General features: G+C 72.4%; 17 protein-coding genes and 1 tRNA gene. 7 read left to right on the top strand and 11 right to left on the bottom strand.

Going from position 1 to position 20,055, the window contains the following annotated elements; translation table 11 throughout:
• Positions 1–33: 33 nt before the first annotated feature.
• Positions 34–1,323 carry a peptidoglycan-binding protein gene (locus ELQ39_RS20220; protein ID WP_242593196.1) on the bottom strand — a complete coding sequence of 430 codons (1,290 nt, stop codon included), beginning with the start codon at positions 1,321–1,323 and terminating at the stop codon, positions 34–36.
• 196 nt (positions 1,324–1,519) lie between these two features.
• Here ELQ39_RS20220 and ELQ39_RS20215 point away from each other — a divergent pair.
• The 3 genes from ELQ39_RS20215 (at position 1,520) to ELQ39_RS20205 (ending at position 6,038) form a co-directional block, all read left to right on the top strand.
• A tRNA-Lys gene (locus ELQ39_RS20215) sits at positions 1,520–1,593 on the top strand.
• A gap of 471 nt (positions 1,594–2,064) precedes the next feature.
• A complete protein-coding gene (locus tag ELQ39_RS20210) occupies positions 2,065–4,101 on the top strand; it encodes a glycosyltransferase family 2 protein (protein WP_190000792.1) in 2,037 nt (678 codons plus the stop codon).
• Entirely contained in the window at positions 4,098–6,038 is a 1,941-nt protein-coding gene (locus ELQ39_RS20205; protein ID WP_190000793.1) for a galactose oxidase-like domain-containing protein, read from the top strand. The genes ELQ39_RS20210 and ELQ39_RS20205 overlap by 4 nt, the downstream gene beginning before the upstream one ends.
• A gap of 78 nt (positions 6,039–6,116) precedes the next feature.
• Here ELQ39_RS20205 and ELQ39_RS20200 read toward each other — a convergent pair whose 3' ends face one another.
• The 5 genes from ELQ39_RS20200 to ELQ39_RS20180 form a co-directional block, all read right to left on the bottom strand.
• A complete protein-coding gene (locus tag ELQ39_RS20200; RefSeq protein ID WP_225641444.1) occupies positions 6,117–7,148 on the bottom strand; it encodes a glycoside hydrolase family 6 protein in 1,032 nt (343 codons plus the stop codon).
• Between the two features lie 199 nt (positions 7,149–7,347).
• Positions 7,348–8,013 carry a class F sortase gene (locus ELQ39_RS20195; protein ID WP_242593194.1) on the bottom strand — a complete coding sequence of 222 codons (666 nt, stop codon included), beginning with the start codon at positions 8,011–8,013 and terminating at the stop codon, positions 7,348–7,350.
• Positions 8,014–8,021: 8 nt separating this feature from the next.
• Positions 8,022–8,588 carry a hypothetical protein gene (locus ELQ39_RS20190; RefSeq protein WP_225627889.1) on the bottom strand — a complete coding sequence of 189 codons (567 nt, stop codon included), beginning with the start codon at positions 8,586–8,588 and terminating at the stop codon, positions 8,022–8,024.
• A 114-nt stretch (positions 8,589–8,702) separates the two neighbouring features.
• Complete coding sequence (locus ELQ39_RS20185; protein WP_190000797.1) at positions 8,703–9,482, bottom strand: HAD-IIA family hydrolase; 780 nt, start codon at positions 9,480–9,482, stop codon at positions 8,703–8,705.
• A gap of 643 nt (positions 9,483–10,125) precedes the next feature.
• Positions 10,126–11,214: an ROK family transcriptional regulator gene (locus ELQ39_RS20180; protein WP_242595634.1), complete on the bottom strand. Its 1,089-nt coding sequence runs from the start codon at positions 11,212–11,214 to the stop codon at positions 10,126–10,128.
• 80 nt (positions 11,215–11,294) lie between these two features.
• Between ELQ39_RS20180 and ELQ39_RS20175 the strand changes: the two genes are divergently transcribed.
• Together ELQ39_RS20175 and ELQ39_RS20170 are read left to right on the top strand one after the other, a co-directional pair.
• Positions 11,295–12,371 carry a Gfo/Idh/MocA family oxidoreductase gene (locus tag ELQ39_RS20175; RefSeq protein WP_242593192.1) on the top strand — a complete coding sequence of 359 codons (1,077 nt, stop codon included), beginning with the start codon at positions 11,295–11,297 and terminating at the stop codon, positions 12,369–12,371.
• Complete coding sequence (locus ELQ39_RS20170) at positions 12,368–12,859, top strand: heme-degrading domain-containing protein (protein WP_242593190.1); 492 nt, start codon at positions 12,368–12,370, stop codon at positions 12,857–12,859. Before ELQ39_RS20175 ends, ELQ39_RS20170 begins: the two co-directional genes overlap by 4 nt.
• Positions 12,860–12,946: 87 nt before the next feature.
• Here ELQ39_RS20170 and ELQ39_RS20165 read toward each other — a convergent pair whose 3' ends face one another.
• The 4 genes from ELQ39_RS20165 to ELQ39_RS20150 form a co-directional block, all read right to left on the bottom strand.
• Positions 12,947–13,804, bottom strand: coding sequence for a fumarylacetoacetate hydrolase family protein (locus ELQ39_RS20165; protein WP_242593188.1), 858 nt, complete (start codon positions 13,802–13,804; stop codon positions 12,947–12,949).
• Positions 13,805–13,975: 171 nt separating this feature from the next.
• Positions 13,976–14,707, bottom strand: coding sequence for a YidC/Oxa1 family membrane protein insertase (locus tag ELQ39_RS20160; protein ID WP_242593186.1), 732 nt, complete (start codon positions 14,705–14,707; stop codon positions 13,976–13,978).
• Between the two features lie 138 nt (positions 14,708–14,845).
• Positions 14,846–15,205 (bottom strand): DUF6412 domain-containing protein, encoded by a 360-nt coding sequence (locus ELQ39_RS20155; protein ID WP_225627894.1) that lies wholly within the window; start codon positions 15,203–15,205, stop codon positions 14,846–14,848.
• A gap of 101 nt (positions 15,206–15,306) precedes the next feature.
• Entirely contained in the window at positions 15,307–15,834 is a 528-nt protein-coding gene (locus ELQ39_RS20150; RefSeq protein WP_190000803.1) for a winged helix-turn-helix transcriptional regulator, read from the bottom strand.
• Positions 15,835–15,986: 152 nt separating this feature from the next.
• Between ELQ39_RS20150 and ELQ39_RS20145 the strand changes: the two genes are divergently transcribed.
• Positions 15,987–17,387 (top strand): MFS transporter, encoded by a 1,401-nt coding sequence (locus tag ELQ39_RS20145; RefSeq protein WP_225641433.1) that lies wholly within the window; start codon positions 15,987–15,989, stop codon positions 17,385–17,387.
• Positions 17,388–17,471: 84 nt separating this feature from the next.
• The gene (locus tag ELQ39_RS20140) at positions 17,472–18,497 is read left to right on the top strand and encodes an SEC-C metal-binding domain-containing protein (protein ID WP_225641431.1); all 1,026 of its coding nucleotides are present in this window, start codon (positions 17,472–17,474) and stop codon (positions 18,495–18,497) included.
• A gap of 97 nt (positions 18,498–18,594) precedes the next feature.
• Here the strand turns inward: ELQ39_RS20140 and ELQ39_RS20135 are convergent, their stop codons facing one another.
• Complete coding sequence (locus ELQ39_RS20135) at positions 18,595–19,428, bottom strand: alpha/beta fold hydrolase (protein ID WP_242593184.1); 834 nt, start codon at positions 19,426–19,428, stop codon at positions 18,595–18,597.
• Between the last annotated feature and the right edge of the window lie 627 nt (positions 19,429–20,055).

Below are 20,055 nucleotides of genomic sequence, written 5' to 3'. Positions count from 1 at the left end.
GGGCGGGGGCGGAAGCCCGGCGCCCCGGTCGGGTCAGGCGAAGAGCCGTTGCCAGGTCTCCGGGTTCGGGACGCCGTCCGCCGCCCCGCCCCGCAGGCCCTGGGCCCGCTGGAAGCCGGCCACGTCGCGCCGGTCCTCATCGCCCCGGCGCGGGCCGGTCCCCTGGGTGCCGTGCCGGCCGGATCCCTTCGCCACCGGCTGCCGGCCCAGCCGGGTGACGTGCTCGTTCTCCGCACCCGGGCGAAACGGCTCCCGGCCCGGCACCCCGTGCGCGGCGGGCGCGGCGAGAAGGCCCACCGGGGCAGAAGCGGAACCTCCGTTTGAGCCGTCGAGGGATCCGCCGGACCGTCCGCCCGACGGACCGGGAGCACCGTCCGCGGCGGCGCCCCGCCGCACCGGCGCCACACCGGCCGCCCCCTCCCCGGCGTCCGTCCCGCGCGGTCCGTCGGGCACGGCGGGCACCGGCGTCCCGCCGCCCGCCACGACGGCGTCCGCGCCCTCGGTGACGGGTGGGGAATCCGCCACCTGCGGCTCGGCCGAAGGCGTGGGCAGGACGGGCGCGGCGGTCTCCGGGGCGGCTCCCGCGGTTCCGTCGGTCACGCCCTTGTAGCGGTACGGCACATAGCGCGCCGAGTTGTTCCAGTAGGCGTACGGCGTCGTCATCTTGCGGGTGTGCGGCGGGGTCTGCTCGTAGGCGACGTACTGGGTGCGGGCGGAGTTCGCCCACCCGCCGAAAATGACGACGTGCGAACCGTTGTACGGGTCGGACGCATTGTGGAACAGGAGGATGTCACCCGGCTGGAGTTCCGCCTTGGTGATTTTCTCGGCGTATTGCGCGAGGCTTCCCGTCCATTCGTTGCCGGGCAGTTTCCAGGCCATCGACACATAGCCCGAGCAGTCCTGCCGGTATCCGTCGGACCAGTAGGAGGACACGCTGTAGGGCACCTTCTGGCTGACCCAGGAGGCGGCCCGCCTGACGATGTCCGTCCGGCTGATCGCGGGGACCGTCCCGGGCGGCAGCGCGGGACCCGTGCGCCCGTCGGAGCCGAACAGGGGACCCGGCGCGCCCTGCCCGCCGCTTCCCTGATCTGCGGGGACGCCCTGGCCCGCGGAGACCCGGGTGTCCTGGGCGGCGACCGCGGGGACCGGGTGCGCGCCGAACGCGGCGGACGCGACCGCGGCCACCACGAGGGCGGCGCGGTGCGCCAGGGAGCGCCGCGGCCGCCCCGCGCGGGGAAGCGGCCGCTCCCGCCGTTCACCCGCTCGTCCGGGGGACGCGTGGTCTCCGGCGGGACCGCATTCCTCGCACACCGGAGACCCCATGCGACTTCCCTCACATTCCCGGAACGTTTCTCCGCATCTGCGCACGAGCGTCAGTGTCGCAACGGTCATCCGGGCGCGCACTTTGACGGTCCGAATGATGTAAAGCGCCCCTCCTCCGGACGCCCCGGGTGGCGGGCGGCGGGCCGGGGTGGTCACGAGCAGCTTCCGGGGTCCTGTAGAGTTCTTCCGTCAGCAGGCGCCGCTAGCTCAGTTGGTTAGAGCAGCTGACTCTTAATCAGCGGGTCCGGGGTTCGAGTCCCTGGCGGCGCACCGACACGACGGGCTCCTCGTTCCACGAGGAGCCCGTCGGCTTTTGGCCGGAAACTCTCTCGCCCCCGTTGAGCGCCTCGCTCTCGCGGCCCGTACGGAACTGTGACACCACAGGACACCCTCGGGTGTCACAAAGGTCCCCCTTTGCCCGGTCTGCACCGTGTTTCGCACCTTGCGATCATGAGGAGCGAACCGGGACCCTGGGTCCCTTCAACGGTCCGCGCCGTCGCGGTCGTTGAGGGGATCGGGGGAGCACCGGCCGCCGGCGGGGACGGGGTGAGGGACCCCGTTCCACCGCGCCGGCACCGAAGGGGGATCATGCAACCGGAAGGACACGAAGTCGTGTCTATAAGGTGTGCGTGACGTGGTGACCGCGGTCCGCCACTGACACGTCCGGAGGTCGAGGGGGACCGGCCCGGACGTAAGAAAGCGACGAAACACGCGCTCTTGCCGCGTGTGGGGGGATGACTCATGACGTCGACGCCGACGGGCGCCCACCGGGACGACGACCCGTCCCAGACCACCCAGCTGCGGGTGCCCGGCCATCGGAACTGGAACACGGGTACGTTCCGCCGGATCAAGAAAGCGCTGCCCAGATACGACTACGAGCACTACAGCCGCCTCGCGGGTCCCCTCACCCAGCCTGATCCGAACAAGCCGTACAAGGTCCAGTACCGCTCGCTGATCTCGCAGGAGCCGCACCGCATCCGCATCGCGCTGATGCTGCTGGCTGCCCCCGTGCTGTCGCTGGTGCTGCTGGTGTGGCTGCTCCAGCCGTCGCACTGGACGGAGCGCGACTACCCGGCGTTCGAGTGGCTGCCCGCCCTCGACGTCGTGATGCTCGTGTCGATCGGTCTGATCGAGCTCTTCCGCTGCATGAACGTGGTGTCGAACGCGCACGCCACGCTCGTCGCGCGCGACCCGATCCCCGTGGTGCCCGAGACCGGCACCCGGGTGGCCTTCCTCACCTCCTTCGTGCCCGGCAAGGAGCCGCTGGAGATGGTGACGAAGACCCTGGAGGCGGCCGTCAAGATCCGCCACCGGGGCCTGATGCACGTCTGGCTGCTCGACGAGGGCGACGACCCCGAGGTGAAGGCGGTCTGCGAGCGACTCGGCGTGCACCACTTCTCCCGCAAGGGCGTCGCGAAGTGGAACCAGAAGAAGGGCCCGCACCGCGCGAAGACCAAGCACGGCAACTACAACGCCTGGCTGGACGCGCACGGCGACAACTACGACTTCTTCGCCTCCGTGGACACCGACCACGTGCCGCTGCCGAACTACTTGGAGCGGATGCTCGGCTTCTTCCGCGACCCGGACGTCGGCTTCGTCATCGGCCCGCAGGTCTACGGCAACTACGACAACTTCGTCACCAAGGCCGCCGAGTCCCAGCAGTTCCTCTTCCACGCGCTGATCCAGCGCGCCGGCAACCGCTACGGCTCCCCGATGTTCGTGGGCACCTCCAACGCGGTGCGCATCAAGGCGCTGAAGCAGATCGGCGGCCTGTACGACTCGATCACCGAGGACATGGCGACCGGGTTCGAGATGCACCGGGCGAAGAACCCGGAGACCGGACGGAAGTGGCGCTCGGTCTACACCCCGGACGTGCTCGCGGTCGGCGAGGGCCCCAACGCCTGGACCGACTTCTTCACCCAGCAGATGCGCTGGTCGCGCGGTACGTACGAGACGATCCTCAAGCAGTACTGGAAGGGCTGGTTCTCGCTCCCGCCGAGCAAGCTCTTCAACTACACGATGATGATCATCTTCTATCCGATGTCCGCCCTGAACTGGATCCTCGCGGCGCTCAGCTGCGCGCTGTTCCTGGGCCTGGGCGCCTCGGGTGTGAACATCGACCCGGCCGTCTGGCTGATGCTCTACGGCAACGCCTCCGCGCTGCAGATCGGCCTGTACGTCTGGAACCGCCGGCACAACGTCTCCCCGCACGAGCCGGAGGGCTCCGGCGGTGTGGCCGGCATGGTGATGTCCGCGCTGTCGGCCCCGCTCTACGCGAAGGCGCTGATCGACTCGGTGCTGCGCCGCAAGAGCAAGTTCGTGGTCACCCCGAAGGGCGACTCGGCCAGCCCGGACACCTGGTTCGGCACCTTCCGCTACCACTGGTACTTCATTCTGATCTTCGGTGGCTCCATCGCCGCGGGCTTCGTCTTCGGGCACTCCCACCCGGCGATGGTCATCTGGGCCACCTTCGCCCTGCTCATCACCGCGGCGCCGATGTTCGCCTGGCGTCATGGCATGCGGCAGGACCGGAAGAAGCCCGGCGCGCACGCGGCGGGGCACCGGCGCGAGGACGCGACCCCGGCCGACGGCGTGCGGATGCCCCAGCAGCAGCACGCCCCGCACCAGCCGCAGCCCCGGCCCCACTGGGCCGGCTCCCACGGCGCACCGGGCGGACCAGGGGGCCCCGAAGGGCCGGGAGGCCCCGGGGGCGGCAACCCCGGTGACGACCAGACCATGCAGATCGCCCTTGGTGGACTTGGGGGACGTAAGGAATGACTGACCGTGCAGGCCGCCGTCGCGCCCGTCGGATCGCGATAGGCACGGCGGTGGTGCTCGCGCTGGCCGGGATGAACGGCCCGTGGCTCTACCGCTTCGGGACGGAGAAATACCACCAGTACAAGATCAATCAGCCGGAGTACAAGGCCGCGAACGGCAAGTGGGAGATCGTCGAGTTTCCCGAGGAGTACCGGCAGAACACCATCCACGCGGCGCTGCTGCGCACCGGCAAGGTGCTGCTCGTCGCGGGGTCGGGCAACAACCAGGACAACTTCGACGCGAAGAAGTACGACACCCGGATCTGGGACCCGGTCAAGGGCACCATCAAGAAGGTGCCCACGCCGAACGACCTGTTCTGCACCGGGCACACGCAGCTCGCCAACGGCAACCTGCTGATCGCGGGCGGCACCAAGCGGTACGAGAAGCTCAAGGGCGACGTGAAGAAGGCCGGCGGCCTGATGCTCGTCCACAACGAGAACCCGGACAAACCGATCACCCTGCCGGCGGGCACCAGGTTCACCGGCAAGGAGAACGGCAAGACCTTCGTCTCCAAGGACCCGGTGCTCGTGCCGCGCGCCGAGAAGAAGTTCGACCCGGAGACGGGCGAGTTCCTCGGCACCACCCCGGGCGTGGGCCGCATCTACGTCGAGGCGCAGAAGGAGGGCGCCGAGTACGAGACCGGCACGCAGGACAACTACCGGGTGCAGGGGCTCTCCGGCGCCGACGCGCGCAACACGTACGGCATCGCCGAGAAGCTCGCCCTGGACAAGAAGGACTTCCAGGGCATCCGGGACGCCTACGAGTTCGACCCGGTCGCCGAGAAGTACATCAAGGTCGACCCGATGAAGGAGGCCCGCTGGTACCCGACGCTCACCACCCTGAGCGACGGGAAGATCCTCAGCGTCTCCGGCCTCGACGACATCGGCCAGCTGGTCCCGGGCAAGAACGAGATCTACGACCCGGAGACCAAGGAGTGGGAGTACACCGACAAGGAGCGGCAGTTCCCCACGTACCCGGCGCTGTTCCTGATGCAGAACGGCAAGATCTTCTACTCCGGGTCGAACGCGGGCTACGGACCGGACGACGTCGGCCGCGAGCCGGGCGTCTGGGACGTGAAGACCAACAAGTTCAAGAAGATCCCCGGGCTGAGCGACCCCGAGCTGATGGAGACGTCCGGCACGGTGCTGCTGCCGCCCGCCCAGGACGAGAAGTACATGGTCATCGGCGGCGGCGGGGTGGGCGAGTCCCCGCGCTCCAGTGAGAAGACCAGGATCGTCGACCTGAAGGCCGACGACCCGACGTTCGTCGACGGGCCGTCGCTGGACAAGGGCACCCGCTACCCGCAGGCGTCGATCCTGCCGAACGACGAGGTGCTGATCTCCGGCGGCTCGGAGGACTACCGGGGCCGCGGCGACTCCAACATCCTCGAGGCGCGGATCTACGACACGGAGAAGAACGAGCTGCGGCGGGTCGCCGACCCGCTGGTGGGCCGCAACTACCACTCGGGTTCCATCCTGCTGCCCGACGGCCGCGTGATGTTCTTCGGCTCGGACTCGCTGTTCGCCGACAAGGCCAACACCAAGCCGGGCAAGTTCGAGCAGCGCATCGAGATCTACACCCCGCCGTACCTCTACGGCGACGAGGAGCAGCCCGACCTCTCCGGGGGGCCGCAGACCATCAGGCGCGGCGGGTCCGGCACGTTCACCTCGCAGGACGCGGCGTCGGTCAAGAAGGTCCGGCTGATCCGGCCGAGCGCCACCACCCACGTCACCGACGTGGACCAGCGCTCGATCGCCCTGGACTTCACGACCGACGGCGACGAGGTCACGGTGACCGTGCCGAAGAACAAGAACCTGGTGCAGTCCGGCTGGTACATGCTGTTCGTCACCGACGGCGACGGCACGCCCAGCAAGGCCCAGTGGGTGCGGGTGCCGTAGCGCGCCCGCCGGTACGACAGAGGGGGGCGCCGTGCGATCGCACGGCGCCCCCCTTCGTGTACGCGCGCTGCCCTGCCGCTAGTTCGCCGACGCGCGCGCCAGGTCCAGGGCGTAGTCCTCCCACCACTCGCCGGCCTTCGGGCCGCCCTTGCACTCGCCGTCCGACTCCCCCGGGCGCTTGATCCACAGATAGGCGTCGACGAGCGGGTCGGCCGTGCGGGTCGTGGGGGTCTCGCCGAGCGCCCGGCCGGGCGGGTTGCACCAGCGCTCGTCCGGATCGCCGTCCGTGTAGGGGCCGTTGCCGTTGCGGCTGGTGTCCACGACGAAGTGCTTTCCGCCGACCTCGGCGGACAGCTTCTTGCCGTAGGCGATGGAGTCCTCGGTGGTGTAGAAGTTCGAGACGTTCACCGCGAAGCCGTCGGCCTGCTCGATCCCGGCCCGCTTCAGCGGCTCGTGGATCTGGTCGGGGCTGCCCCAGCCGGCATTGCCCGCGTCCAGGTACACCTTGGTGTTCTTCAGGTCCTTCAGCCGGGTGACGGCGCCCTTGAGGAGGTCGTAGCGCTCCTCGTGGAACTCCTGCGGGGTGCAGCCGTCGACCAGGTGCAGCACCGCGTCCGGCTCCAGCACCACCGTCGCCGGGCGGTCCCCGATGCCCTCGGCCACCGCGTCGACGAAGTCCCGGTAGGCGTCGCCGTCGGCGGCCCCGCCCTGCGAGTACTGGCCGCAGTCGCGGTGCGGGATGTTGTAGAGGACCAGCACCGCGCGGCGGCCGGCCCGGTCGGCGCCCTCGGTGAACTCCCGCGCCTGCTCCTCGGCGTTCTCCGGGTTGATCCACTCCGCGACGGGCTGCTCGGCGATCTTCCTGAGCTGCTGCGCCTCGGCCTTCCTGCCGTCCCCCAGCAGCTCGCCGACCTCGCGCGCCGCGACACCGTCCGGGTTGACCCAGAAGGGGTCCGCCTCCTTCGGCTGCTGCGTGACGACGGCCGCGGCCGAGCCCTCCTTCTGGTCGTCACCTCCCGAGGAGCATCCCGTGAGCAGCAGCGCCGCCCCCAGCACCGCTGCGGACGCCCGCCCCCCGGCGAACGCCCCGACCCCCCTGCTGCCGTACATCCAACCCCCCTTGGGTGCACTTGTTCCAAGTGTTCCGAGCCCCAATCCTGGCACACCGCACGGCCCGCCAGGACGGCCGAGTGCCGCTTGTCCACGGCCTGTTACAGCGGACCCGGGGCGTCGTGGGGCCCGCCGTGCGCGACGTGGCCGGATCCACGCCCACCTGCGCCGATCACGGAATGCGACCGGTCCGGGACTGTCACGCGTCGGTGCGGGGCGCCGAGACGTCGGTGAGGTACGCGGAGACGACGACGTTGGCCTCGTAGGCGCCGGCCGCGGGGTCGAAGGCGCCCCCGCAGGTGATCAGCCGGAGCTCGGCGCGCCCCTCATGGCGCGGGCCGTACGCCTCCTGGGCGTCGAAGCCGTCCCGGTCGAGCACGCGGACGTCCTCGACGGTGAACTCGGCGACCGTGCCGTCGCTGCGGGCCACCCGGATCTCCTGGCCGGGCTCCAGCGTGTCCAGCCGGTGGAAGACGGCGGGCCGCGTCTCGGTGTCGAGGTGCCCCACCATCAGCGCGGCGCCCTCCGCGCCGGGGGCGGTGCCGGCCGCGTACCAGCCGACCTCGCCCGGGCGGTCCGGCGGCGGCGGGTCGGGGGCGCCGCGCTCGTCCAGGCCGCGGGCGGCGACCGGGGCGCGCAGGTCCAGGCCGGGGATGTCGAGGGTGAGCGGGTCGGCGGCCTTCAGCGGCCGGTGCACGGTGGGCAGGTCGGTCAGGGGCGGGCGTCCGGCCGCCGCCATGTCGCCGGTGGCCGGTCCGGCCGTCCCGGCGGGCACCTCGGTGAGTCCTTGCCCCCACAGCCACAGTCCGAGCAGCAGCGCCACCCAGACCGCGCCGGCGGGCAGCCGTTTCGTCAGGTCGCGCATGATGCCGGTCAACCCGTCCTCCGGCCGCGCCGCGCCTGACGCCGGGCCGTCCGGTGCACGGTGAGGGCGGCGGTCCCGGCCAGGGCGAGGGCGACCACCGTCTGCGCGGTGCCGGGCCCGTGCCGCTCGGGGCCGTCGGCGAGGTCCCGTGCCGCGCCGCCGGCTCCGGCGTTCACGGGGGCGACGGGCGAGGGATGCGCGGAGGGCTCGGCGCCCGCGGCGGGCGTGGGGTTCCGGACGACCTCGACGGTGCCCTTGTGCTCCGTGCCGTCGCAGGCGACGGTCACCGTGTACGTCCCGGCGGTGAGCGTGGACCGTACCCGCCCGTCGCCCGTGAGGCCGTCGCCGTCGTCGCCGGGGGTGAGGCGGGCGTCGGACACCAGCGCCGGGGACTGCGCGACCGCCTCGCGCGCGTCGCACCCGGTCACCCTGAGGGCGATGTCGCCGCCGGGCGCGGAAGTCGCGGGGACCGCCGAGACGCCCCCGCCGTCCGCCGCGTACGCCGCACAGGCCGCCGGACCGAACGCGGTGACGGCCAGGACACCCGCGCAGAGTGCGAGTCGCCGCTTACCCATCGTGAACCTCCAGACACTCTGGAGGTTCCCCCGCCCGGTCCGGCCCCGCACCTCCTTACGCGCGACACTGGACCGGTCGGGTGAACGAGGTACGGCGAAACGGCCGTACGACGATCAGACGAGGTCGACGATGTCCGCGATGGAGTCGACGACCCTGCTCGGCCGGTACGGGAAGTTCTCCACCTGCTCCGGCCGGGTCAGCCCGGTCAGCACCAGGTACGTCTTCATGCCGGCCTCGATGCCCGCCAGCACGTCGGTGTCCATCCGGTCGCCGATCATCGCGCTGCTCTCGGAGTGCGCGCCTATGGTGTTCAGTCCGGTGCGCATCATCAGCGGGTTGGGCTTGCCCGCGAAGTAGGGCTGCCGGCCGGTCGCCTTGGTGATGAGCGCGGCCACCGCGCCGGTCGCCGGGAGCGGGCCCTCGGTGGAGGGGCCGGTCTCGTCGGGGTTGGTGCAGATGAACCGGGCCCCGGCGTTGATCAGCCGCACCGCCTTGGTCATCGCCTCGAACGAGTACGTGCGGGTCTCGCCGAGGACCACGTAGTCGGGGTCGTGGTCGGTGAGGATGTAGCCGATGTCGTGCAGCGCGGTGGTCAGGCCGGCCTCGCCGATGACGTACGCGGAGCCGCCGGGCCGCTGGTCGTCGAGGAACTTGGCGGTGGCCAGGGCGGACGTCCAGATGTTCTCGATCGGCACCTCGAGCCCCATCCGGCGCAGCCGGGCGTGCAGGTCGCGCGGGGTGTAGATCGAGTTGTTGGTCAGCACCAGGAAGGGCCGCCCGGTCTCGCGCAGCTTCTTGATGAAGGCGTCGGCCCCGGGAATCGGCACACCTTCGTGGATCAGCACCCCGTCCATGTCGGTGAGCCAGGACTCGATGGGCTTGCGGTCTGCCATGTACACGATCTCCTGCCGTCGTCGGGCCCTGTGGGCCCCAGCCTAAATCGTCCCGGGTGCGGGTCGTCCGTGGCCGGTCGCGCAGTTCCCCGCGCCCCCGAGGGGTGCTGCAACCCCGGCCGCCGACAGCGCACCCCCGCCAGCCGCGGGCAGTCGTGCCGCTGCATCGCCGGGTGCGGGTCGTCCGTGGTTGTTCGCGCAGTTCCCCGCGCCCCCGAGGGGTGCTGCGGCCCCGGCCGCCGACAGCGCACCCCCGCCAGCCGCGGGCAGTCGTGCCGCTGCATCGCCGGGTGCGGGTCGTCCGTGGTTGTTCGCGCAGTTCCCCGCGCCCCCGAGGGGTGCTGCAACCCCGGCCGCCGACAGCGCACCCCCGCCAGCCGCGGGCAGTCGTGCCGCTGCATCGCCGGGTGCGGGTCGTCCGTGGTTGTTCGCGCAGTTCCCCGCGCCCCCGAGGGGTGCTGCGGCCCCGGCCGCCGACAGCGCACCCCCGCCAGCCGCGGGCAGTCGTGCCGCTGCATCGCCGGGTGCGGATGGTCCGTGGTTGTTCGCGCAGTTCCCCGCGCCCCTGAAGGGTGCTGCGGCCCCGGCCGCTGACAGTGCCGGGCTGCGCGGTACCCCCGCCCGGCACCACACCGTGGACCGCTCACCCGTCCTGCCCGAACACCGGCGCCAGCACCAACTGCGCCGCCCCCTCGGCGACCCGCCCCTCCCCGGGCACCGACCGCACCGCCGCACACTCCTCCCCCGTCCGCCGGGCCCGGGCCTCCAGCACCTCCCGCACACCGGACACGAACGCCTCCGGCGCCCCCTCCACCGTCCGCCCGCCCACCAGCACCCGATCGATGTCCAGCAACCCGACCAGATTCGCCGCCCCGGTCCCCAGCACCCGAGCCGCCTCCTCCGTCTCCCCCCGCGCCACCGCCGCCAGGCACAGCGCCTCCACGCACCCCCGGTCCCCGCACCCGCACGGCGGCCCGTCCAGCTGCACCACCTGGTGCCCGAACTCCCCCGCCCCGGTCCGCGGCCCCCGGTGCACACTCCCGCCGATCACCAGCCCGGCCCCGAGCCCCGTGCCGAGGTGCAGATAGGCGAAGGACCCGCCCTCACCCCCGACGGCCAGCCCGAGCGCCACGGCGTTGGTGTCCTTGTCGACGACGACCGGGACGGAGCCCAGCCGCGCGGACAACGCCTCCCGCAGCGGAAACCCGTCCCACTCGGGAAACCCCGTCACCCGGTGCAGCACCCCCCGCCGATGGTCGAGCGGCCCGGGCAGCGCGACGCCCACCCCCAGCAGCGACCGCACGCCCGCGACCTCCGTCCCCAGCTCCCCCACCACGGACGCGACCCGCCCCAGCACCGCCTCCGCGCCCGCCCCCAGATCCAGCGCCGTATGCCGCCGCGCCACCACCGTGCCGTCGAGATCGGCCAGCACGGCCCGCAGCTCGTCGCGGTCCAGATGCACACCCACCGCGTGCCCCGCCTCCGGCACCAGCCGCAGCACCGTCCGCGGCTTGCCGCCCGTGGACGCCCGCCGCCCGGCCTCCGCGGCGAGGCCCTCCTCACGCAGCCGGGCGGTTATCTTGCTGACCGCCTGCGGGGTGAGCCCGGTGCGCTCGGCGAGTTCCAGCCGGCTGATCCCCTCCGCCCCGGCCGTGCGCAGCAGGTCCAGCACCAGCGCGGTGTTGTGGCTGCGCAGGGCGAGCAGATTGGCCCCGCCGCCCGCGCCTCGCATGCCACCGCCGTACGTCCTGTTCACCCGCCCATTGTGTCCCCCTCTTGCACTTTGGCAACAGCGTTGCGAAAGTAGGACGCATGACTGGCACTCCCCTCCGCGTCGGCCTCGTCGGCTACGGCCTCGCGGGTTCCGTGTTCCACGCCCCGCTGATCGCCGCGACCCAGGGCCTCGCGCTCGACACGGTCGTCACCTCCAACCCCGAGCGGCAGGCGCAGGCCCGCGCCGAGTACCCGGACGTCACGGTCGCCGCCTCGGCGGACGAGCTGTGGGCGCGCGCGGACGAACTGGACCTGATCGTCGTCGCGTCCCCCAACAAGACCCACGTCCCGCTCGCCACCGCCGCGCTGGAGGCCGGTCTGCCGGTCGTCGTGGACAAGCCCGTCGCGGGCACGGCGGCCGAGGCCCGCACGCTGGCCGAGCTGGCCGACAGGCGCGGCCTGCTGCTGTCGGTCTTCCAGAACCGCCGCTGGGACAACGACTTCCTCACCCTGCGCAGGCTGATCGCCGACGGCGAGCTGGGCGAGGTGTACCGCTTCGAGTCACGGTTCGAGCGCTGGCGTCCGCAGCTCAAGGGCGGCTGGCGGGAGTCCGGCGACCCGGCGGAGATCGGCGGCCTGCTGTACGACCTCGGCAGCCATGTCGTCGACCAGGCGCTGGTCCTGTTCGGCCCGGTGACGTCGGTGTACGCCGAGACGGACGTCCGTCGCGAGGGCGCGCGGACCGACGACGACACGTTCATCGCGCTCACCCACGAGAGCGGGGTCCGCTCCCACCTGTACGTCTCCGCGACCACCGCCCAGCTCGGCCCGCGCTTCCGCGTCCTCGGCTCGCGGGCCGGGTACGTCAAGCACGGCCTGGACCCGCAGGAGACCGCCCTCCGCGAGGGCGCGCGCCCGGGCGCGTCCGGTGCCGAGTGGGGCGCCGAGCCCGAGGAGCTGTGGGGCCGTCTCGGCGCCGGGGAGTCCCCGGTGACCGGCGGCGGCAGCCCCGTCCCCACCCTGCCGGGCGACTACCCCGCCTACTACGCGGCCGTGGCGCGGGCGCTGCTCTCCGGCGGCCCCAACCCGGTGACCGCGCAGGAGGCCGCCGCGGCGCTCGACGTCCTGGAGGCGGCGCGCCGTTCGGCCGCCGAGAAGGTGACGGTGACCCTGTGACCAGCCCGAAGCAGTCCCCGGAGCTCACCCCGACGGTGGAGGAGCTGGAGGCGCAGGAACGCCGCCTGGTCCTCCGGCAGTTCACGCACGACGACGCGTGGGCGCTGGGCTCCCTGCTGGTGGACCTGGCGCGTGAGCGGCAGGCGCCGGTCGCGATCGACATCCACCGCGCGGGCCAGCAGCTGTTCCACGCGGCGCTGCCGGGCTCCACGCCCGACAACGACGCGTGGATCGCCCGCAAGCGCCGGGTGGTGGAGCGGTACGGCTCCGCGTCCTACCTGGTGGGCGCGCGGTTCCGGGCGAAGGGCACGACGTTCGAGGAGTCGTCCCGCCTCGACCCGGACATGTACGCGGCCCACGGCGGCTCCTTCCCGATCACCGTCGAGGGCGTCGGCGTCGTCGGCGCGGTGACGGTCTCGGGCCTGCCCCAGCTCCAGGACCACCGGCTGGTGGTGGAGGCGCTGGAGCTCTTCCTGTCACGGGCCTAGCCGGCCCGTATCACGCGACGAGGAGCAGGACGACGGCCCGGTCCCTCGCCTCCCGCCCGAGGCGAGGGACCGGCGTGTCCCTGTGTCCTACGCCTGCGCCAGCACCTGCCGTTGCCGTCCGAGCCCCGTGACCTCCAGCTCGACCACGTCACCTGCCCTCAGGTACGGCTTCGGTTCGGAGTGGCCCATCGCGACCCCGGCCGGGGTGCCGGTGTTGACGACGTCGCCCGGGTACAGGGTCATGAACCGGCTGACATGGCGCACGACCTCGCCGACCGGGAAGATCTGCTCCGCCGTCGTGCCGTTCTGTTTCAGCTCGCCGTTGACCCACAGCCGCAGCGACAGGTTCTGCGGGTCGGGCACCTCGTCGGCGGTGACCAGCCAGGGGCCGAGCGGGTTGAACGTCTCGCAGTTCTTGCCCTTGTCCCAGGTGCCGCCGCGTTCGATCTGGAACTCCCGCTCGGAGACGTCGTGGGCGACGGCGTACCCGGCGACGTGCGCGAGTGCGTCCTCCGCCGACTCCAGGTACCGCGCGGTCCGCCCGATCACGACGGCCAGTTCGACCTCCCAGTCGGTCTTCACCGACCCGCGCGGGATCAGCACGGTGTCGTCGGGGCCGACGACGGTGTCCGGGGCCTTGAAGAAGACGACCGGCTCGGCGGGCGGCTCGGCGCCGGTCTCGCGGGCATGGTCGTGGTAGTTGAGCCCGATGCACACGATCTTGCCGATCCGCGCGAGCGGCGGCCCGGTGCGCAGTCCCGCCGTGTCCAGTGCGGGCAGGTCGCCGGCGGCGGCCGCGCTCCTGATCCGGCCGAGGGCGTCCTCGTCGACGAGGAGCGTCCCGTCGATGTCCGCGACGATTCCGGACAGGTCCCGCAGGGTCCCGTCGGGGTCGAGCAGGGCGGGCCGTTCCCGTCCCGCCGTACCGACGCGCAGCAGCTTCATGGTCGTGTCTCCCTCGCTCGCGGGCGCCCGCCCGACGGGGACGACCGGTGCGGCGGGCGCGGCCGTCGGAGGACCGGCCGATCCTCCAGGCCGGGCCCTCCACTCCGCAAGACCCGGTTCACGTACTGGACCGTGTCCGCCGCACGCCTCACCGGTACAGCGCCGCACACCTCACCGGTACAGCGCGGACCGCTCGACCACGCTCCACGTCGTGGAGGTGACCACGTAGAGCGCGGCGGCGAGGGGCACGACGGCGACGGTGACCAGGGTGAAGAAGGACATGAACGGCATCACCTTCATGACCCCGCCCATGGCGGCGGCGCCCGGCACCTGCGGGTCCGCGCCCGCTCCCGTGCCCGCCATGGCCGCCGAGGCCGCGGTCATCCGGCGGGAGAGCCGGTAGCTGAAGTACGCGACGACCGCGACGACCGCGAAGAGGCCGAGGTACACCAGGCCGGCCCCGCCGAACATCCCGCCGTCGTCGAGGGCGTCCGCCCACCGGCCGCCGAGGGGCGCGTCGAGCAGCCGGTGGGTGAGCAGCGCGTTGGGCTCGCCGCCGATCGAGCCGCTGGAGAAGAGGTGGTAGAGCAGGAAGAACGCGGGGAGCTGGAGCAGGCTGGGCAGGCAGCCGGACAGCGGGGACACCTTCTCCTCGGCGTGCAGCTCCATCACGGCCTTCTGGAGCTTCTCCGGGTTCTTGCCGTGCTTGCGGCGCAGTTCGGCGATGCGCGGCTGGAGCGCGGCCCGCGCCTTCTGCCCGCGCGCGGCGGCCCGGGAGAGGGGGTGGACGAGGAGGCGTACGAGGGCCGTGAACGCGATGATCGCGGCGGCCGCGGCGGACAGGCCGAACAGGGGGCGGAGCAGGTCGGCGAGCTGCTCGACCAGGGTGGCGAAGACAGACAAGGGTGAGCCCTCCGGGGGTCTCGTCGTGCCGGGGGTCCCGGCACGACGGACGGCCGGGACGGGACGGGGAAGGTCGGCATGACGACCCGCGCGCGGGCGTGCGGAGGGAACGTGGAGAGAACGTCCCGCGGAAGTGCCCTACGCGGCGGTCGCCGGGAGGGCGTGACCGGGCGCTCGGGGACGGGTGCGTCCCTTGGCGTCGGGATCTCGCTGGGGGAGGAAGGCCGTACGCCGGTCGCGGTCCCGCAGGGCCGTGCGCACCCGGGTGGGCGGCACGGCGGGTGCGCTGCGGGCGGCGATCACGGCGCAGACGGTGAGGGCGGCGCCGGCCGCGGCGGTCGCGGCGAGCGTGACATGGACGAGGGAGAGGCCGCCGTCGGGGGCCGGGGTCAGCAGCAGGGCGATCTGGAGCAGCGGGAAGAGCAGGGCGAGGAGGGTGCGCGCGGAGCGCGTGGCCGGCCGCCCGGCGGGCGTGTGCCGCGTCGTGGGCCGTGTCATGAACCGCGTCATGGGCCGTGTCCCCCCTCTCCTCGTCCCGTGGTGCGTCGCGTGCACCGCATTGTGCCAGGCCTCTGTGTCAGCTCGGTGTGAGCCGTCGGTCAGGCGGGCTCGACCTCCACGGGCCGCAGCAGCCGCTTCGGCTTGAGCAGGGCCCGGCTGACCGGGTCGGCCGGGTCCCGGCTGAGGTCCGGTCCCGGCACCACTTCGACGTCCGGGACGGCCACGACGGTTCCACAGGCGGGGCAGTCGCTGTACGGGCCGAGCTCGGTGCCGCAGGCGGCGTGCCGGAAGATCCGCAGCCGCCGTTTCGTGAGGTGCTCGCGGCCCCACAGTCCGAGGGCGCGCAGGGTGGGCCACAGGGCGATGCCGCGGTCGGTGAGGACGTACTCGTCGCGGGGCGGGGACTCCTGGTAGCGGCGCTTCTCCAGGATGCCCTGGGCGGTGAGCGCCTGGAGCCGGGAGGCGAGGACCGCGCGCGGGATGCCGAGGTGGACGAGGAAGTCGTTGTAGCGGCGCACGCCGTAGAACGCGTCGCGGATGACGAGCAGCGTCCAGCGTTCGCCGATGACCTCCAGGGCGCTCGCGATGGAGCACTCCTGCGTCGCGTAGTCCTTGCCCAGTGCCATGCCGTCCACTGTAACCACTTTTCCGATTGTTGGTTCAATGAGCGAACCGACTGGTGTTACCTTGGTCGGGTCCTGGTGAGTTCAATGAGCGAACCTACCATCGCGTCTCTCACGCACGCCTCCCTCCCGATCCCGCAGAGGACCCCGACGACATGACCGCCACCCCCGCCACCGCCGCACAGGCGCAGGCCGCCACCGCGCGCGCCGCCGGCCCCGAGTCATCTCCTCGCCCAGCCGCCACCCTGGCCCTGACCAGCGCCGCCACGGCCGTGGCGCTGATGACGTACACCGCCCCGATCGTCACGCTGCCCGCGACCGCGGCCGCCCTGCACACCCCGCTGTCCGCGCAGGCGTGGCTGCTGAACGGCACCCCGCTCGGGCTCGCCGCGCTGCTCCTGGTGGCCGGCAGCCTCGCCGACGACTACGGCCGCCGCCGGGTCTTCGTCTGGGGCACCCTGGCGCTCGGCATCACCACGGCCCTCGGGGCCCTGGCCACCGACACGTGGCTGTTCACCCTGGCCCGGATCGCGCAGGGCGCGGCCAGCGCGGCCCTGCTGGCCAGCAGTCTCGGCCTGATCGTGCACGCCTTCCCGACGGCCGCAGGGCGGCTGCGGGCGACGGGCGTGTGGGGCGCGTTCGTCACCGGAGGCATCGCGGTGGGCCCGCTGCTCGCCGCGGGGATACCGAACTGGCGCACGGTCTACGGCGTCCTCGGCGCCGCCGCGCTGGTGATCGCCCTGCTGGGCACCCGCGCGCTCACCGAGTCACGGTCCGCGCGCGGGGGCCGGCCCGACTTCGCCGGGGCCGCGACGTTCGGACCGGCGCTGGTGGCGCTGGTGGCGGCCCTCACGCTGGGCCGGGACGGCTGGCTGCGGGCGCCGGTGTGGCTGCTGCTGGGCGCGACCGTCGTCCTTCTCGCAGGGTTCGCGCTGGTGGAGCGGCGCACGGCGACCCCGATGATCGACCTGTCCCTGCTCCGCCACCGCGGTTTCCTCGCCTCGTCCGTGGGCGGCCTGTTCACGGGACTGTCGGTGATCGGCCTGTTCAGCTTCCTGCCGGCGGTGCTCCAGCGGGTGCTGGGCATGTCCGCGATGGAGACGGCGCTGTTGTCCCTGCTGTGGGCGGGGCTCGCGTTCGTCGTCGCGCTGCAGGCCCGCCGCCTGGCAGGCCGCATCCCGACGCGCGTCCAGCTGGCCATCGCCTTCGCGCTGCACGCCGTCGGCGTGATCACGATGCTGGGCGCGATCGACGCGGGCTCCACGGCCCGATTCGTCCCCGGCATGATGATCGCCGGCGTCGGCAGCGGGCTGCTCAACGCGGCGCTGCCGCTGCTCGCCGTCGAGTCGGTCCCGCCCGCGCGGGCCGCGATGGGCTCCGGCGCGCAGCAGACCCTGCGCTACATCGGCTCGTGCGCCGGCGTCTCCCTCACCATCGCGGTGGCGACGTCGTCGAGCGGCGGCCCGGCCCGGGGCACGGACATCGCGATGGTGGTGTCCGCGGTGCTGGCTCTGGTCGCGGCGGTGGCGGTGCTGGCGCTGAGGGAACGGCCGTAGGACCGCGGCGGGCATGCCGTGGACCGGCTCCGGAGGGCCTTGGGGCCCTCACTTCTGTCACCTGTCGGCAGTACGGTGTCCCCCATGCGCCCCGACACGCCTGCCGAAAACGTCGACCACATCAACGAGGCCGCCCGTCTGGAGCGGACCGCCGACCGCTACCCCGAGGACGCCGAGGCCCTGCTGCTGCGGGCCGCCGCGCACCGGGAGCTGGCCGGAGACCGCCCGGCCGCCACGGCGCTCTACGACCGTCTGCTGACCTCGGGCGCGGACCTGGACAACCCGTACCTGGTCCGCGCCCTGAAAGCCTCCAACCTGTGGGAGTACGGTCATGAGGCGGAGGCCCGCGCGATCATCGACGGCATCCGCACGGCGTCCCCGCGCGACCCCGCCCCCTGGGTGATCGTCGCGGAAGCCCTGGAGGCGCACGACGAGCTGGAGCAGGCGCACGAGACGTTCACCGAGGCGGTGCGCCTGCTGCTGACCGGGGTGAGCGAGCCGCCGCGCGCCACGCATCCGCTGCTGCTCGGACGCCACCGGGTGCGCAGGATGCTGGGCGCGGCGCACGACGAGTGGGACGCGCTCGCGGACTCCGTGCACAGGCACCCCATCGGCCTGGACGAGCTGCACGACCCGAAGCGCGTGTGGTCGCTCGGTTCGGAGAACCCGGAGGAGCTCGAGGCGGAGATCCTGCGGCTGCGCGCGGAACTGGGCGCGTACCGGGAGGCGCTGTCCCGCCCGTTCCCGGTGGCGGTGCTGCACTGGCCGGCCGACGAGCTGGCGGAGCTGACGGAGGCGTACCCGGACCTCGCCGAGGAGTACCCGTCCTACGAGGCCCACCTGCGGACGATAGAGGCGGCCCTGCGCGAACTGGCCGCGTCCGGCACACCGAACCTGGGCATCGTGCGGGGCACGGTCCCGTCGTACGAGGCGTTCGCCGCGTCGGAGCTGACGTCCCCCTCGGACGCGAGCCTCCTCCCCCAGTACGCGACGACGCTCGCGGCGCGGGGGCGTGCGGTGGCGTGGCCGCCGGAGCGGTCGCAGGCGTGCTGGTGCGGGTCGGGGCAGGCGTACGGGGAGTGCCACGGGGTGCGGGCGTCTTCGCGCTGACGCGCGCGCAGGGGTGCGCCCGGCCACCGGTTCGTCCGGCGGCCGGGCGCACTTGGCGTTTCCGCGGCTGTTGTCGCGTTACCCGGCGAGGGCCGCGTTACTTGGCGAGGAAGGCGAGGAGGGCGTCGGTGACCTCCTGGGCGTGGGTCCACAGCAGGCCGTGCGGGGCGCCCTCGACGACGACGTACTCGGCCTGGGGCAGCGCCTGGTGGAAGGGCTCGCCGGTGGACTCGATGGGCAGGATCCGGTCGGCGGTGCCGTGCAGGATCAGCGCCGGGACGTCGATCTTGGCCAGGTCGGCGCGGAAGTCGGTGGTCCAGGTGGCGACGGCGGCGATGGAGGCGTACGGGGAGGACCCGGCGGCCACGTTCCAGCTGTTGCGCAGGGCCTCTTCGCTGATGCGGGTGCCGAGGTTCTCGTCCAGGTTGTAGAAGTCCTGGTAGAACGCGGTGAAGTAGGCGTACCGGTCCGCGGTGACGGCCTTCTCGATGCCCTCGAAGACGGAGGCGTCGACGCCCGTGGGGTTGTCGTCCGTCTTGAGCAGGTACGGCTCGAGCGAGGCGAGGAAGGCGGCCTTCGCGACCCGCTCCGACCCGTAGGTGCCGAGGTAGCGGCCGACTTCGCCGGTGCCCATGGAGAACCCGACGAGGACCGCGTCGCGCAGGTCCAGGGTCTCCATGACGGTGTTCAGGTCGGCGGCGAAGGTGTCGTAGTCGTAGCCGGTGGTGGGCTGGCTGGACTGCCCGAACCCGCGCCGGTCGTAGGTGACGACCCGGTAGCCGGCGGCGAGCAGGGCGGCGGTCTGCTTCTCCCAGGAGTGACCGTCGAGCGGATACCCGTGGATCAGCACGACCGGCTGCCCGGTGCCGTGGTCCTCGTAGTACAGCTCGATGTCGGTGCTGTTCTCCTGGCCGACGGTGATGAACGGCATGGTGACTGCCCCTCTTTCCTGAGGTCTGGTGTGCGGGAGCACTGGAGAAGAAGGTAGCGCGTCACTTGGTTGTACGCAACTAGATTGCGCACAATTAATTTCCGCCGGGGCGTCTGGGGGCGGGGTGCTGTCTGCGGGGTCGCTTGTGCGCTGCGAGCTGACGAACGAGGCCGGAGGCGGCGATGGTGGCCCGCAGCAGGTCACGGACGAGGTCGAGGTCGACGCTGCCGGGACCGGCTGAAGCGGGGGCAACTCCTACCCGCGACGCCGCCCCGCTCGCAGGCGGGCATCCCGTCGGCCACGACCTCCGTGCACCCGTGGAGCTCGACCTGGCGCAGCTCACACAGGCGCACCAGGACGGCCTTGCGGCCGTCGGAGACCTCGGCGAGGTCGGCGTCCACGTTGGGCGCGCTGCTTTGCACCGCGGCGGGAGCTTATGTCGACATGGCCGTGCGATTCCGCCTCAAATCTTGCCCTGACGTGACACCTTGAGCCAACAAATTCGGGATCAATCACCCCACTTCACAATTCAACTGCTTCAATGTCCGACCTTTGCAGTACCGTCACACGAACCAACCGAAGCGGAGGGCCGTCATGCGCTGACAAGGCCCAGACCTGTGTAGTTGA

This window comes from Streptomyces sp. GB4-14, from assembly GCF_022696125.1.
GTDB lineage: Bacteria > Actinomycetota > Actinomycetes > Streptomycetales > Streptomycetaceae > Streptomyces > Streptomyces werraensis.
This window is presented reverse-complemented; position numbering and strand designations above follow the sequence as displayed.

Excerpts from the sequence above, each read along its gene's own strand:
- ELQ39_RS20145 (WP_225641433.1), top strand. The coding sequence starts at position 15,987 with ATGACCGCCACCCCCGCCACCGCCGCACAGGCGCAGGCCGCCACCGCG.
- ELQ39_RS20185 (WP_190000797.1), bottom strand. The coding sequence starts at position 9,482 with ATGGCAGACCGCAAGCCCATCGAGTCCTGGCTCACCGACATGGACGGG.
- ELQ39_RS20165 (WP_242593188.1), bottom strand. The coding sequence starts at position 13,804 with ATGAAGCTGCTGCGCGTCGGTACGGCGGGACGGGAACGGCCCGCCCTG.
- ELQ39_RS20190 (WP_225627889.1), bottom strand. The coding sequence starts at position 8,588 with ATGGGTAAGCGGCGACTCGCACTCTGCGCGGGTGTCCTGGCCGTCACC.
- ELQ39_RS20220 (WP_242593196.1), bottom strand. The coding sequence starts at position 1,323 with ATGGGGTCTCCGGTGTGCGAGGAATGCGGTCCCGCCGGAGACCACGCG.
- ELQ39_RS20155 (WP_225627894.1), bottom strand. The coding sequence starts at position 15,205 with ATGACACGGCCCACGACGCGGCACACGCCCGCCGGGCGGCCGGCCACG.
- ELQ39_RS20210 (WP_190000792.1), top strand. The coding sequence starts at position 2,065 with ATGACGTCGACGCCGACGGGCGCCCACCGGGACGACGACCCGTCCCAG.
- ELQ39_RS20140 (WP_225641431.1), top strand. The coding sequence starts at position 17,472 with ATGCGCCCCGACACGCCTGCCGAAAACGTCGACCACATCAACGAGGCC.
- ELQ39_RS20135 (WP_242593184.1), bottom strand. The coding sequence starts at position 19,428 with ATGCCGTTCATCACCGTCGGCCAGGAGAACAGCACCGACATCGAGCTG.
- ELQ39_RS20205 (WP_190000793.1), top strand. The coding sequence starts at position 4,098 with ATGACTGACCGTGCAGGCCGCCGTCGCGCCCGTCGGATCGCGATAGGC.
- ELQ39_RS20150 (WP_190000803.1), bottom strand. The coding sequence starts at position 15,834 with ATGGCACTGGGCAAGGACTACGCGACGCAGGAGTGCTCCATCGCGAGC.
- ELQ39_RS20195 (WP_242593194.1), bottom strand. The coding sequence starts at position 8,013 with ATGCGCGACCTGACGAAACGGCTGCCCGCCGGCGCGGTCTGGGTGGCG.
- ELQ39_RS20175 (WP_242593192.1), top strand. The coding sequence starts at position 11,295 with ATGACTGGCACTCCCCTCCGCGTCGGCCTCGTCGGCTACGGCCTCGCG.
- ELQ39_RS20200 (WP_225641444.1), bottom strand. The coding sequence starts at position 7,148 with ATGTACGGCAGCAGGGGGGTCGGGGCGTTCGCCGGGGGGCGGGCGTCC.
- ELQ39_RS20180 (WP_242595634.1), bottom strand. The coding sequence starts at position 11,214 with ATGCGAGGCGCGGGCGGCGGGGCCAATCTGCTCGCCCTGCGCAGCCAC.